This is a genomic window from Candidatus Thermoplasmatota archaeon, assembly GCA_035541015.1.
Lineage (GTDB): Archaea > Thermoplasmatota > SW-10-69-26 > JACQPN01 > JAIVGT01 > DATLFM01.
Genome location: DATLFM010000067.1, coordinates 1 through 10,122, shown reverse-complemented (window position 1 = coordinate 10,122; position 10,122 = coordinate 1). Strand labels below are relative to the sequence as shown.

14 protein-coding genes are annotated in these 10,122 nt (G+C 70.5%); 7 read left to right on the top strand and 7 right to left on the bottom strand.

Annotation, left to right across the window (positions count from 1 at the left end):
• Positions 1 to 283 precede the first annotated feature (283 nt).
• On the top strand, positions 284 to 1,657 hold the full coding sequence (locus tag VM681_06035) for a hypothetical protein (protein ID HVL87547.1): 1,374 nt from the start codon (positions 284 to 286) through the stop codon (positions 1,655 to 1,657).
• A 5-nt stretch (positions 1,658 to 1,662) separates the two neighbouring features.
• On the opposite strand, the gene VM681_06030 is transcribed toward VM681_06035, so the two are convergent.
• From VM681_06030 to VM681_06015, 4 genes are read right to left on the bottom strand one after another with little or no spacing between them, the layout of a single operon-like run.
• Positions 1,663 to 1,863 carry a hypothetical protein gene (locus tag VM681_06030; protein ID HVL87546.1) on the bottom strand — a complete coding sequence of 67 codons (201 nt, stop codon included), beginning with the start codon at positions 1,861 to 1,863 and terminating at the stop codon, positions 1,663 to 1,665.
• On the bottom strand, positions 1,860 to 2,819 hold the full coding sequence (gene ligD / locus VM681_06025) for a non-homologous end-joining DNA ligase (protein HVL87545.1): 960 nt from the start codon (positions 2,817 to 2,819) through the stop codon (positions 1,860 to 1,862). Before ligD ends, VM681_06030 begins: the two co-directional genes overlap by 4 nt.
• A 3-nt stretch (positions 2,820 to 2,822) precedes the next feature.
• Positions 2,823 to 3,611 carry a Ku protein gene (locus tag VM681_06020; protein ID HVL87544.1) on the bottom strand — a complete coding sequence of 263 codons (789 nt, stop codon included), beginning with the start codon at positions 3,609 to 3,611 and terminating at the stop codon, positions 2,823 to 2,825.
• A gap of 14 nt (positions 3,612 to 3,625) precedes the next feature.
• The gene (locus VM681_06015) at positions 3,626 to 4,342 is read right to left on the bottom strand and encodes a hypothetical protein (protein ID HVL87543.1); all 717 of its coding nucleotides are present in this window, start codon (positions 4,340 to 4,342) and stop codon (positions 3,626 to 3,628) included.
• Positions 4,343 to 4,476: 134 nt separating this feature from the next.
• On the opposite strand from VM681_06015, the gene VM681_06010 reads away from it, so the two are divergent.
• The gene (locus VM681_06010) at positions 4,477 to 6,357 is read left to right on the top strand and encodes an MFS transporter (GenBank protein ID HVL87542.1); all 1,881 of its coding nucleotides are present in this window, start codon (positions 4,477 to 4,479) and stop codon (positions 6,355 to 6,357) included.
• Here VM681_06010 and VM681_06005 read toward each other — a convergent pair.
• Genes VM681_06005 through VM681_05995 form a run of 3 tightly spaced genes read right to left on the bottom strand, consistent with a single transcriptional unit; the run spans position 6,354 to position 7,017 of the window.
• The gene (locus tag VM681_06005) at positions 6,354 to 6,626 is read right to left on the bottom strand and encodes a hypothetical protein (protein HVL87541.1); all 273 of its coding nucleotides are present in this window, start codon (positions 6,624 to 6,626) and stop codon (positions 6,354 to 6,356) included. The two genes, VM681_06010 and VM681_06005, sit on opposite strands and share 4 nt — an antisense overlap.
• A complete protein-coding gene (locus VM681_06000) occupies positions 6,623 to 6,790 on the bottom strand; it encodes a hypothetical protein (GenBank protein HVL87540.1) in 168 nt (55 codons plus the stop codon). Before VM681_06000 ends, VM681_06005 begins: the two co-directional genes overlap by 4 nt.
• A 41-nt stretch (positions 6,791 to 6,831) precedes the next feature.
• The gene (locus VM681_05995; GenBank protein ID HVL87539.1) at positions 6,832 to 7,017 is read right to left on the bottom strand and encodes a hypothetical protein; all 186 of its coding nucleotides are present in this window, start codon (positions 7,015 to 7,017) and stop codon (positions 6,832 to 6,834) included.
• A 137-nt stretch (positions 7,018 to 7,154) separates the two neighbouring features.
• Between VM681_05995 and VM681_05990 the strand changes: the two genes are divergently transcribed.
• The 5 genes from VM681_05990 (at position 7,155) to VM681_05970 (ending at position 10,086) form a co-directional block, all read left to right on the top strand.
• Positions 7,155 to 8,123: an EamA family transporter gene (locus VM681_05990; protein ID HVL87538.1), complete on the top strand. Its 969-nt coding sequence runs from the start codon at positions 7,155 to 7,157 to the stop codon at positions 8,121 to 8,123.
• Positions 8,120 to 8,407 (top strand): hypothetical protein, encoded by a 288-nt coding sequence (locus VM681_05985; protein HVL87537.1) that lies wholly within the window; start codon positions 8,120 to 8,122, stop codon positions 8,405 to 8,407. The genes VM681_05990 and VM681_05985 overlap by 4 nt, the downstream gene beginning before the upstream one ends.
• Positions 8,408 to 8,514: 107 nt before the next feature.
• On the top strand, positions 8,515 to 9,162 hold the full coding sequence (locus tag VM681_05980) for an Era-like GTP-binding protein (GenBank protein ID HVL87536.1): 648 nt from the start codon (positions 8,515 to 8,517) through the stop codon (positions 9,160 to 9,162).
• Between the two features lie 5 nt (positions 9,163 to 9,167).
• The gene (locus VM681_05975; GenBank protein HVL87535.1) at positions 9,168 to 9,557 is read left to right on the top strand and encodes a DUF2073 domain-containing protein; all 390 of its coding nucleotides are present in this window, start codon (positions 9,168 to 9,170) and stop codon (positions 9,555 to 9,557) included.
• Between the two features lie 4 nt (positions 9,558 to 9,561).
• Complete coding sequence (locus tag VM681_05970; GenBank protein ID HVL87534.1) at positions 9,562 to 10,086, top strand: Zn-ribbon containing protein; 525 nt, start codon at positions 9,562 to 9,564, stop codon at positions 10,084 to 10,086.
• Positions 10,087 to 10,122: the final 36 nt, after the last annotated feature.

Here is a 10,122-nt window from a genome sequence, read left to right as displayed (position 1 = left end):
ACGCGATGCGGGGGGCCCTACGCCTCGACGAGGCCGTGGCTTCCCTTGCGCCCCATCATGGGCGCAGAGCAGCCGCACGCGTCGCATGCGGGCTGGTCGTTTTGCATACGGGCGCCGCAGGCGTCGCAGGTCCAGGCCATGGGAATCCATTCTGGTTGGGACGCGCAGGAGCATAAGCCTGCGACGTAGGGACGAAGCCCGGCGCGGCCAAAGGGGAGAAGGTCCCCGCGGCTCGGACGGCTGGGCGAAGGCTTTAGCCGGGCGCGGCGGTCTTGCTCGCGGCATGGAAGTCCGACCGCTTGCCGTGTTTGCGCTGCTGCTTGCCGGCTGCCTTTCCGGTCCGCCCCCGCCGGCGGGGCCCGGGGACGACGACTCTGCGCCGCGGTGGGCGCTCTCCTGCCCTCCGCCGTGCGTTCGCGCGGTCGACGACAGCGCGCAGCGGGGCGCGTGGGAGCCCCACGTGGCCGTGAACCCGCTCGATCCCTTGCACATCGTGGCCGGCAACACGGTGGGTGCGCTTGGCGCGGAGCGGTTCTGGTTGTGGGCGCACGTCTCCCGCGACGGCGGCCGGACGTGGGCGGCCACGCGGCTTCCCGGCGGGCCCGGCGCGGATCCCTCCCATCCGCTGGCCGCGCACAACGCGTTTGCCGATCCCGTCGTCGCGTTCCTGCCCGACGGCACGCTTCTGTTCGTGGGCATCGCCGCGCGGCAGGCCTTCTCGCCCGTTGGCGGCGCGACGTCGGCCTTCGACGTCGTCGTGCTTCGCTCGCCAGACGGAGGCGGCTCGTTCCCCGAGGCAATCGTCGTGGCGCGCGGCGAGGGCGCCGTGGCCTTCGCGGGCGTTCCGGGCGGGCCCGCCGTCGCGCCGCTTGCGCTCAAGAACCAGGACAAGCCCTGGATCGCCGTCGGAGACGGCGGCGTCGCGCTGTTGGCCTGGACCCAGGTGCGGGGCCAGGCCGGCGATTCCCAAAGCTTCGGGTGCGATCTGCGGTTTGCCGCCTCGAACGACGCGGGCCGCACATGGTCGGCGCCCGCGCTCGTCGCGGACGAGGGCTGCCTTCTGGGCGCCGCGCCTGTCGTGGCGCCCGACGGAACCTGGCATCTCGCGTACGCGGCGTACCCGCAAGGGGAGGCGGCCGTGGCCAGCTCGCGCGATCGCGGCGAGCGCTGGGAGTTCTCCGTCGCAAGCCCGACGGCCGGGTTGCCCGCGCTTGCGCTTGCGCCGCGCGACGGTGGCTACCGTCTGTACGTGGCGGCCGCGCCGGCGGTGGAAGGCGTGCTTGCGCCCACGCTTGCGTGGTCCGACGACGGGGGCCGCAGCTGGAGCGAGCCCGTGCGGCTGGACGCGCCGGGTGAGGAAGGGCGGATCCTTCCGGCGGTGGTGGCCGACGCGCACGGCGGCGCGGTCGCAACCTTCTTGCGCCAAGAGGGCGGCGCGACGCAGCTGCGGGCCGTGCGCGTGGGCTCGGACGGCAGCGTCGGGCCCGTCGTCGTGGTGGATTCCGACGTCGGCGGGCCCGGCGAGCGCGTGGGCGACTACATGGGCCTTGCGCCGACGCCGTTGGGAGCCTTTGCCGTGTGGGTCGGGTTTTCGCCAGGCGCGGACCTGCGTGGCGCCGCGCTCGCGTTAGCGCCCGAGCCAAGCTCCGGCCGTTAGGACGCCTACCGGTTGCGCGTGCGGGCGCTCGTGGCACGGTTGCGCATGGTCTGGCGCCCCGCCGTCGTTTGCCGGCCGCGGACGGTCGCGCGCCGCGTGCTCGTGCTTCGCGTGGTGGTTCCGCCGCGCGTCGTCCGCGTGCTGCGCTTGGATCGGGCTTTCTCGAGGTTGCGTCGGGCGGCCTGGCGTTGACGTTGCGTCGTCATGCGGCACTTGGTTCCTGCCGGCCTCGTGATGAAGATTGGCGGACGAACGGCGGCAGCGCCTGCCGCTTGGAGAGCACGGGCGCAAAGAGGTCGCCGTGTTCGCGGCAGCGGGAGAGCGCGTCGTCGGAGAGGAAGACCAACCGGTCGGCGCGTTCCGCGCGGACGGCGTCCTCCACCTCGTCCCAGAAGAGCGGCGTGGAGACGGTGGGCCGCTCGCGGGCGCGCAGCGAGTACACGCAGACGGTCGTCTTGTGGTCGTCGTTCTGGCTCCAGTCGACGAGCACCTTGCCCTTGCGCAGGTCCTTTCGCATGTTCGAGACGATCTCGCGCGGGCGCTCCTTGGCGAGGATCTCCGCGACTGCGCGTGCAAACGGCTTCGCGTGCTCGTACGTGACGTCGGGCGCGTTCAAGGGAACGTACACCTGCATGCCCTTGCCGCCGGAAGTCTTCGGGTACGCTTCGAGGTTGAGGTGGGCCAGGAGCGCGCGCAACGCAAGCGCGACGCGCGCGGCGTCGAGGACGTTTGCCGGCGGTCCGGGGTCGAGGTCGAAGGCGAGGAAGTGGGGACGCTCGTCGTCTTCCATCGAGTGGAGGTACGTGTGGAGCTCGAGGTCGGCGAGGTTGGCCGCCCACACGAGCGTGGGAAGGTCGTCGAAGACGCAGAAGGGGATGTCCTCGCCGCGTCCCTCGCTCCAGATGGGCGCGATCCTCACCCATTCGGGCCGGTGCGGCGGGCAGGTCTTCTCGTAGAAGAACTCGCCCTCCACGCCGTCGGGGTACCGCTTGAGCGTGACGGGGCGCGCGGCAAGGTGGGGGAGGAGCCAGGGCGAGATCGCGCGGTAGTACGCGATGACGTCGCCCTTCGTGAACCCCGTCCGCGGGTACATCACCTTGTCCAGGTTCGAGAGCACAAGCTCCCGTCCCTCGACGACCACGCGCGTCTCCGTCCGCCCCATCGCCTACGCCTCGGCCTTCTTCGCCGCCGCGATGGAGGCCTCGAGCGCCGCCATGAGGTTCTTGGGCGCCGCGGCCGCCTCGGGCGCGGGGGCGACGACGATCTCCTCGCCCGCGGCTTTCTTCTCGACGAGGTCGAGCACGCGCGCGCGGTAGTCGTCCACGAGCTTCGAGGGGTCGAAGGGCTCGGAGAGGGCTTCGACGAGCTGGCGCGCAAGCGCGATCTCGCGCTCGCTTACGTCCTTTGTCACGGCCGGCAGTCCCTCGATCTCCGGAGCCGGCGTGATCTCGTCGGGGTAGGCCATCGTGAACATGGCCATCGCGCCGTCCTTGGCGCGCAGCGCGACGAGGTACTTCTTGGTCCGCATGACCACGCGCGCAAGGCCCACGCGTCCGGCCTCCTCGAGCGCGCGGACGAGAAGCGCGTAGGGCTTGGCCGCGCCCTTGTCGGGGGCAAGCCAGTACGCGTTCTCGAAGTGCATGGGGTCGATCTCGGAGAGCTCGACGAACGATTCGATGTCGATCGTCTTTGTCGCCTCGGGATCGAGCGCGTCGAGCTCCTCGCGCGTGACCGTCACGTACCGGTCGGGTGAGATCTCGTAGCCTTTCACGATCTCCTCGTAGGGGACCTCGCGGTCCTCGGCGCTGCACCAGCGCTTCTGCTGGATGCGGGCGCCGTCGGGGCCGTGCAGCTGGTGGAAACGGACGTCCTTGGGCGAGGCGGCGCTGTAGGCCTTGACGGGCACGTTCACGAGGCCAAAGCTCACGGCGCCCGACCAGATGGAGCGGGGCACGCCTTGCCCCTCCGTCACCGCGTCCGCCGCGTCGCGCGCCGCCGGCCGGTGGCGCCCCGTCGCCCGCCGGTCGCGCCGCCGCGGCGCGTGGTCTTCGACCGTCCGCGCGTGGTCGAGCCCGCGCGCCGCCGCCGCGTGCGGGGCGGCTTGCGCGATCGCGTGGCCTGCGTGCCACGGCCGCCGCGCTTCGTGCGCGTGCGCGAGACGCGCGGTCGGGTGCCCGTGCGGGCGGTACCGGCGCGCGAGGTGGCGCGCGTGGCGCGGCCGCCGGGCGATCCGGCCGTGCGGCGGCGCGCGCGGCTTGCGCGGCTCGTGGGCGCCATGCGGCGCGAGGTGATTCCTTCGGTCATGGGTCGTGTCGGGGCGCCGGTGCCGCGGGCGCGAAGCTCGCCGAGCGTCTCTCCGCGCGAGGGCTCCTGCTCCTGCGCGGAGGTCGTGCTGCCTCGCGCGGAGAGACCGATGCGCTCGAGGAGGTTTGGCTCCTCGCGTTTGCCCCGGCGGCCCTTCTCCATGCGAGAGCGTCGTCGCAGCGCGCCCTTGGCGCCGCCGCCCAGCGAGGGCGACCCCGCCTCCGGCGGCGCCTTGACCCGGCGGGGCGCGGCGTCGGCCTGTCCTCGCACCTCCTCGCGCACCTCCTGGTCGGGCCGGTCGCCCGTCACGCGGCCGCCGGGTCCTCGCGCGGTCTTCGTCACGTGCTCGCGGTCGGAGCGGAATTCGTAGGCCATGGACATCCCCACTGGCTCGTCCGTGCGCGCAAGAATAGGCGTTCAGGGACAAGCGCCTTATAAGCGGAACCGCGCGTGAGGCCCCGCGGCAGGCGCCTCCACCGCAACGCCTTTGTGACCGGACGGGCTACGCGCGGCCCATGTCGGCAACGGCTCCGGCAACGCCCACGGCCCACGCGAGCCTCTCGAGCTTCACCCGCCAGTTCTGGGTCATCAACGGCGTGGAGCTGCTGGAACGGGCGGCGTGGTACGGCGCGCTTGCGGTCTTTGCGATCCACCTGAACCAGCTTGGCTTCACGGACGAGCAGATCGGCGGCATCGCCGCCTTGCTCCTGCCGCTTCCGTACATCGTTCCGCTCCTGTCGAGCCCGCTCTCCGAGAAGTTCGGGTACCGGCCGGCGCTTGCGCTTGCGTTTGTGCTGTACGGCATCGGCCTTGGCATCCTCGCCTCCTCGACGTCGGTGGAAGGCATCCTCGCCGCCGTCATCCTCTGGGGCGTGGGCGCAGGATTGTTCAAGCCCATCCCCGTCGCCACGATCGGGCACATCACCCGGCCCGAGACGCGCAACCGCGCGTTTGCCATCTTCTATTGGGCCATCAACCTCGGCGCCTTCGCGGGGCCGCTTGTGATCGGCCTGTACTTTGGCAACTACCTGCAGGCGTTCGCCTTCACCGGCGCCGTCATCGGCCTGAGCCTCGTCCTGACGCTTCTTGCCTACCGCAACCCGCAGCCGCCCCAGCGCGACGTGGACGCGCTGCGCCAGTTCCGCAAGCTCGCCGAGATCCTCGTCGACCGCCCGTACGTCCTGCTCGTTGCGATCTACAGCGGCTTCTGGTTCCTCTACGCGATGAACTTCACCTTCCTGCTTCGCTACCTCCAGGACTTCGTCGCCCTCCCCGACGGCTTCAACGTGCCGTTGTTCCAGGCGATCAACCCGCTCGTGATCATCCTCACGGGCGGCGGCATCCTCGTCCTTTCGCTCCTCCTGCCCAGCCGCAAGACCCTGCAGGACCGCATGGCGCCCATCGCGCTCATGACGGTGGGCATCGCCGTGTACAGCGTGGGCGTCATGACGCTTGGGTTCTCGAACGTCTTCGCGCTTGCCGTCGTGGGCGTGATCATCTACACGATCGGCGAGTACATCACGCACCCGGGCTTCCTCTCGTACGTCTCCAAGATCGCGCCCGCGGACCGCCAGTCCGTCTACCAGAGCTTCGGGTTCCTGCCCATCGCGCTTGGGTTCTTCACGGGCCCCCTCGTGGGCGGCATCCTCTACGGGGCGCTTGCCACGCGCGCGGGGCAGCCGCGCCTGTTCTGGGCCATCATCGCGGCGGTGGGGCTCCTCACGATCGTGGCCTTCCAGATGTACAACCGGCGGTACGTGTCGCGCGAGGAGCCCATCCCCGGCGAGGCGCCGGCTCCGGTTCGCCGCGCGCCCGCGACGAACGTCTTTGCCGGCCGCGCGGCCATGGGGGGCGTGCTCCTTCTGGTGCCCGTGCTCCTGGCCGCCGGCGCGTTCTCCGGCACGACGCCGTTCGTCTCGCGGGGCGCCGACGGCGACGACCTTCCGCCGGGCGACCTTCGGCTCACGACGCTGAGCCTCCGCGCGATCGAGGACTACACCGCCGAGGGGCGCGCGTCCCGCGTGGAGGTTTCCCTCCCCGAGGAGGCAAGCGGCAACGTCTCGTTCCGGCTGCGCTGGCGCGACGAGCCGCCCGGGGCCTTCCCGGGCTCGCAGAACGCGCCCGACACGTTCCGCCTGCGCGTGACGGACCCCTCGGGGGCGACGTTTGAAAGCGAGCCCCGCGCGAACCCGCCCGCCGGCGAAGGCACGATCGTGCTCACCCTGCCGCCCCAGGAGCGGGCCGGCGGCACCTATGCGGTCGAGATCGCCGCCGAGGCGTGCGGCGACACCGCGCTAAGCGGAGGCCTTGGGCCGGCGCTTGCGCCGGACAACGGCAACGCGTGGGCGCTCGAAACGACCTACCAGGCGCCCGCGCCGATGGAAGAGACGGCCTAGGGCTCCCGCTTGCCCTCGCGACGGCGGTCGGGGCGGTAGGCTCCCCGGAAGTTGCCTCCCTCGAAGTCCGTGGGCTCCGGCTCTTCGTTGGCGCCCACGGTCGGCGTTCCGCGGGTTCCTCCGACGTCCTGCCGCGGCGTGCCACGACCGTAGCCGTAGGAGCGGTCCTCGTCCTTGGGCCCGGCAAGACCTTCGCCCGTTCCGCCTCCGATGACGCGCCGCTCGCGCGCGCGGCGGTCGGCGCCTTCCTCCTCGGGCGTCTTCGTCACGACCCTTCCACCGGTTGGCGCTCGCGGCGTTCGCCGGTCTCGACGTCGGTCGAGCCTTCGTTGGCGGGCCCCTGCTCGACGTCCGTGCGTCGCTTCTGCGAGGGGCGCTCGGCGGCGCGCTCGCGCGACGGGCGGGTCGGATTGCCGGGTGGACGTTCGGTCATGGAAAAGAAGCGGCGGGACCTTCCGTCCCGCCGACGTGCGTTCACCGGTTCTGGCGCTCGCGGCCCTGCAGGTTCTTCTGCCCGCCTTCCTGGCCGCCTTCCTGGCCGCCGTGGCCGCCCTGCATTTCCTTTCCGACGTTCTTCTCGGGCTGGTTGTCCTGGCCGCCCGTCTGGCCGCCTTCGACGTTGGGGCGATTGATGTTCTCCTTGCGTTCGGTGTCTGCCATCGATCATTCCTCCGTGGCCCCCGTCCGTCGTTGGCGCGCCTTGAACTTGCGGGGACGAGCACAATCGTTCGCCGGCCGCCCGCCGGGCCGCCCGTCCGGCAAAGCGAAGAGCCCGCGCGTCGTGCCCGGGTCCGGACATGACCTCGCCGCCCGTCCGGTCGTTGCACGTCGCCCTCGGCTTTGCCGCGATCTACCTCATCTGGGGCTCCACCTACCTTGCGATCCGCTTTGCCATCGAGACGATCCCGGGCTTTCTCATGGCCGGCGCGCGGTGGCTTGCCGCAGGCTTGCTGCTGGCCGCGCTTTTGTGGGCCACGGGACGGCTTGCGCGCCCGACCCGCGCCGAGCTTGCCGGCGCAAGCCTCGTCGGGGCGCTTCTCATCGTCGGCGGAAACGGCGTGGTCGTGTGGGCCCAGCAGTTCGTGCCGTCGGGTCTTGCCGCGCTCTTGGTCGCCATCGCGCCCCTGTGGATGGTCCTCCTCGAATGGGCGCGGCCCCGAGGCGTCGCGCCCACGCTTCCGGTCGCCGTCGGCCTCTCGTTTGGCTTTGCCGGAAGCGCGCTTCTTGTAACCGGCGAGGGGCTCGACCTCTCCGCCGCCTCGTCCGTCGGAGCGCTTGCGGTCGTCGCCGCCACCATGTTCTGGGCCGTGGGCACGGTCGCCTCGAAGGTGGTGCCCGCGCCGGCGTCTCCGTTTGCGGCAAGCACGATCCAGATGCTCGCCGGCGGGGGCATCCTCGTGCTTGCGGGAACGGCCACGGGCGAGTGGTCCGCGGTCGACCTCGAAGGCGTCTCCGCGAGGTCGTGGGCCGCCTTCCTCTTCCTCGTCTTCTTCGGGTCCATCGTGGCGCTGTCCGCTTACGTGTGGCTGCTGCGCCACGCGCCCGTGGCGAAGGTCGCCACGTACGCCTACGTGAACCCCGTCGTCGCCGTCCTCCTCGGCTGGGCGCTTGCGGGCGAGGTCCTTTCCGCGCGCACGCTTGCCGCGGCTGCAATCGTCCTCGTCGGCGTCGCGATCGTGATCCGCTTCCGCGCGCCGCCCGAGCTTGTCGCCGAGCCCGCCGGGCCCGATAACGTGGCCATCCCCGGGAAGCCGCCCGGCCCGTGACCGGAAGCGCCAACTTCAAGTCCCGCGCCTCCATGCCGACGATGATGGCGGAGCAGTTCCTCTTCCGCTGCCGTGCTTGCGGCCGCGTGGCCCGCGAGTCCGAGTGGACGCTCATCCGCAACGAGCGCGCCACCGACTTCTGGAACATCCGCCGCTACCCCACGCCGGTGTGCCCGGGCTGCGAGAGCCGCGACATCGACCTCAACTACGGCGTGAGCGTCGAGATCCGGGACGGGCTGCGGTTGCACGCGTGGAAGCCGCAGCCGGAGACGCTGCGGAACTGACGCACCCCACGGCAAATCCCCGCTTTCCATTTTCATTTCGACAATCTTATAGCAAGCCGCCCGGATTCTTTCGCCGGGATGCACGTGCCACCAGGAGGGCGTTGACGGTGGGTTTTGTCCAGGGTCTTCGCGCCAAGCTTGCCGCCGGCTGGTTTGGGCGCCTCTTTGCCAAGAAAAAGCAGGTCAAGATCGGAATCTACGGCCCCCCCAACGCCGGGAAGACGACGCTTGCCAACCGCATGGTGCGCGACTTTGCCGGCGACGTTCTGGGCGCCGCCTCGGCCGTCCCGCACGAGACGCGGCGCGTGCGTTCGCGCGAGAACGTCCTCGTCCAGGCCAACGGCCGAAGCCTCCAGATCGACGTCATCGACACGCCCGGCATCGCAACGAAGATCGACTTCCACGAGTTCGTCGAGAAGTACGGCTTGACCGAGGAGGACGCGCGCCGGCGGGCCAAGGAAGCGACCGAGGGCGTCATCGAGGCCATCCGATGGCTCGAAGAGGTGGACGGCATCGTGCTCGTCATGGACTGCGCGGAGGACCCCTTCACGCAGGTGAACGTCACCATCCTGGGCAACCTCGAAGCGCGCAAGAAGCCCGTCGTGATCGCGGCCAACAAGATCGACCTGCCAAACGCAAGCCCGGCCGCCCTCAAGGCCGCCTTCCCGCAGCACCCCGTCGTCCCCATCTCGGGCATGACCGGCTACAACGTCGAGGGCCTGTACGAGACGATGATCAAGCACTTCGGGGGTTGAAACGCATGGACGTCGCGATCGACCTCGTCTCCCGGAAGAAGCTCGAGGACATGTCGACGGCCGAGAAGGTGCGCTTCATCATCGACGAGGTGAAGCGCGACAAGATCCTCGTGCTCGAGGTTGGCCTCGAGCCCGCCGAGGAGGCCAAGCTCATCGAGCGCACGATGGCCGAGCTCGACGTGGACCACTTCAAAGGGATCGAGATGGAGAGCTACCGCGGCGAGGAGAAGGCCGCGACGGGCGCCTTCACGATCCTCAACAAGTTCCGCAAGCGCAACACGGCCACCCGCGCGCAAATGACCGTCGTGGGGCCCGCCAACCGCCTGAAGACGGTGAAGAACGACGGGCGCACGATCCAGGCCATGATCCACGTGGGCGGACGAAAGGATACGTAGGACCATGGCCCACCAGTGCCTGCAGTGCGGCAAGCTGTACGAGGCGGGGAGCAAGGACCTCCTCAAGGGATGCCAAAGTTGCGGGGGGACGCGGTTCTTCTTCACGAAGGAGAAGATCTCCGACGACGCGCGCGCCTCGCTCATGCAGAAGGCCGACCGCGACCTTCGCTCGGTTGTGGCGGAGCTTGTCGCCGGCGGCCAGAAGCCCGACTACGACGATCCGCTGTGGTCGCGCGAGCGCTGGGCCCAGTGGGTCAAGGTCGACAAGAGCGGCCGGCTGCCCACCGTCGCCGAGTACGTGACGGACGTCGACAAGGAGCTCTCGCAAGCGCAGGCCGCCGCCGCCCCCGAGGCGCCCGCCAAGCCGCGCGTCTCCATCCACGCGATCGCGGACACCGTCCGCGAGACGGGGAACGCGTCAGCGCTCCCCGGAATCGCGGACACCGTCCGCGAGACGGGGAACGCCTCAGCGGTCAAGTCCGATCAATTGCCTTCGCCGCCGGCGGCGAAGGCAATTGATCGGACTTGACCGCTGAGGCGTTCCCCGTCTCGCGGACGGTGTCCG

What these genes read in the sequence shown, in the direction of transcription:
- VM681_06000 (HVL87540.1), bottom strand. Translation starts at nt 6,790, where the DNA reads ATGACCGAACGTCCACCCGGCAATCCGACCCGCCCGTCGCGCGAGCGC.
- VM681_05975 (HVL87535.1), top strand. Translation starts at nt 9,168, where the DNA reads ATGGACGTCGCGATCGACCTCGTCTCCCGGAAGAAGCTCGAGGACATG.
- ligD (HVL87545.1), bottom strand. Translation starts at nt 2,819, where the DNA reads ATGGGGCGGACGGAGACGCGCGTGGTCGTCGAGGGACGGGAGCTTGTG.
- VM681_06030 (HVL87546.1), bottom strand. Translation starts at nt 1,863, where the DNA reads ATGACGACGCAACGTCAACGCCAGGCCGCCCGACGCAACCTCGAGAAA.
- VM681_05970 (HVL87534.1), top strand. Translation starts at nt 9,562, where the DNA reads ATGGCCCACCAGTGCCTGCAGTGCGGCAAGCTGTACGAGGCGGGGAGC.
- VM681_06015 (HVL87543.1), bottom strand. Translation starts at nt 4,342, where the DNA reads ATGTCCATGGCCTACGAATTCCGCTCCGACCGCGAGCACGTGACGAAG.
- VM681_05995 (HVL87539.1), bottom strand. Translation starts at nt 7,017, where the DNA reads ATGGCAGACACCGAACGCAAGGAGAACATCAATCGCCCCAACGTCGAA.
- VM681_05990 (HVL87538.1), top strand. Translation starts at nt 7,155, where the DNA reads ATGACCTCGCCGCCCGTCCGGTCGTTGCACGTCGCCCTCGGCTTTGCC.
- VM681_06035 (HVL87547.1), top strand. Translation starts at nt 284, where the DNA reads ATGGAAGTCCGACCGCTTGCCGTGTTTGCGCTGCTGCTTGCCGGCTGC.
- VM681_06010 (HVL87542.1), top strand. Translation starts at nt 4,477, where the DNA reads ATGTCGGCAACGGCTCCGGCAACGCCCACGGCCCACGCGAGCCTCTCG.